General features: G+C 56.0%; 2 protein-coding genes. One reads left to right on the forward strand and one right to left on the reverse strand.

All coding sequences use genetic code 11. The features are described from left to right. Nucleotides 1–91: 91 nt before the first annotated feature. A complete protein-coding gene (kce, locus tag WG908_RS16405) occupies nucleotides 92–1,021 on the reverse strand; it encodes a 3,5-dioxohexanoate:acetyl-CoA acetone transferase (RefSeq protein ID WP_340187581.1) in 930 nt (309 codons plus the stop codon). Nucleotides 1,022–1,152: 131 nt separating this feature from the next. On the opposite strand from kce, the gene WG908_RS16410 reads away from it, so the two are divergent. Continuing rightward, nucleotides 1,153–1,860: GntR family transcriptional regulator (locus WG908_RS16410; RefSeq protein ID WP_340187582.1), on the forward strand; the 708-nt coding region annotated here is incomplete at its 3' end.

The raw sequence follows: 1,860 nt of genomic DNA on the forward strand, positions 1-1,860 counted from the left end.
CCGTTCTTGATCCCGCATTTGCTGGAATTGCTCGTGCGGCATGCTCTGCGGCACGGTCACATCGAATTCGAAAAAGTACCGCATGGCCAGCCTAAAACCTGACCCGGTCGGCACCTTTGAGACCCAGAAGCGCGCGCGCCTCTTCGGGTGTCGCGGGCGAGAGGCCGAACTCTTCGACGATCCGAACGATCTTTGCGACCTGCTCGGCATTGTTGGAGGCCAGGCGCCCCCTGCCGATACCCAGACTGTCTTCCAGGCCCACGCGAATATTCCCGCCCATCAATGCCGAATGCGCGGCGAACGGCATCTGCGCGCGACCCGCACCAAGAACCGACCAGACATACTGATCCCCGAAAAGACGGTCGGCGGTATTTTTCATGAACATGAGATTTTCCGGCTCAGGCCCAATACCGCCAAGAATGCCGAAGATGAACTGGAGGAAGAACGGTGGCTTGAAGAGTCCTTTATCCACACAATGGGCAAGGTTATAAAGATGTCCTACATCGTAGCACTCGTGCTCAAATTTGGTGCCATGTTCTTCACCGAGGGCGCGATAGATTTTCTCGATGTCACGGAACGTGTTCCGAAAGATCGCATCGTCTGATTCACGGAGATAGGATTCTTCCCAATCATATTTCCAGTTTTTGTAACGATCGGCCATCGGATGGAGCGCGAAGTTCATCGTCCCCATGTTCAGGGAACACATTTCAGGCGACGTCATCAAAGGTGCGGCAAGACGCTCATCCAGCGTCATCTTGACGCTTCCGCCAGTTGTCAGATTACAGATCGCATCCGTCGCCTGCTTGATCCTCGGCAAGAACCCCATGAACAACTTCGGGTCGGCACTTGGACGCCCATCCTTCGGGTCCCGTGCATGAAGATGAAGGATGGCCGCCCCCGCTTGCGCTGCTGCGATTGCCTGTTCCGCAATGGCATCCGCCGTTATCGGCAATGCGTCTGACATGGTCGGCGTGTGCACCGAACCCGTGATGGCGCAGGTGATCACAACCTTGTTTTTCATCACAGCTCCTCTCCGTCCGTCCCCTAACGGGCAGACACAAGAGATGCCAGTTATAATATCGATACGTCAAGGAGATATCGACATTATTGACCGACTAGATATTTTCAGGGCCATGCGGTAGGCAATTCGACATGTCTGAACCAAACTCCGCTTTGCCAAGCCTGACCCAAGACGCATATCAACGCCTGCGGGCGCTGCTTCTGTTTGGTCGGGTCGCGCCTGGCGCCAAGCTCAAGATTACCGATCTCATCACATCGCTGGACGTGAATATGAGCGCGGTGCGCGAAGCCTTGGCGCGATTGACGGCGGAAGGGTTGGTCATTGCCGAGCCTCAGAAGGGATTTCGCGCATCACTTCTGACGGAAGTGGACTTGCGCCAACTGACAGATGCACGGATCCCGATTGAGGAAATGTGCATCCGGCGCGCAATCGATGCCGGCGACCTGGCATGGGAACAAGCCATCGTTTCTGCGCTCCATGGCCTAACACGTACCCAGCATTATGGCGAGGATGGCCGAGTGACTAGCGAGTGGGCGGAGGCTCATGACCAGTTGCATCGAGCTTTCGTATCGGCATGCGACAACCCTTGGTTGCTTCGTATGAGAGAAACCCTTGCAGCCCAGGGAGACCGTTATCGTTGGTTCGCCGCAGCCGCTTCGCGTCCAGATCGCGATCTGGATGATGAACATCGGTGCATAGCGGATGCTTTCATCGACCGTGATGCGGATCGTGCCGTACGGCTGATGTCCGAACATATACGCTTCACAGCCGAAACACTGCTCAAACACGGCTTCTTCAAAACTAGTACGCGAACGGCCAGCCCGATTAAGCGCCAGCGC

Origin of the sequence: Sphingobium anseongense, assembly GCF_037725245.1 — a bacterium.
GTDB lineage: Bacteria > Pseudomonadota > Alphaproteobacteria > Sphingomonadales > Sphingomonadaceae > Sphingobium.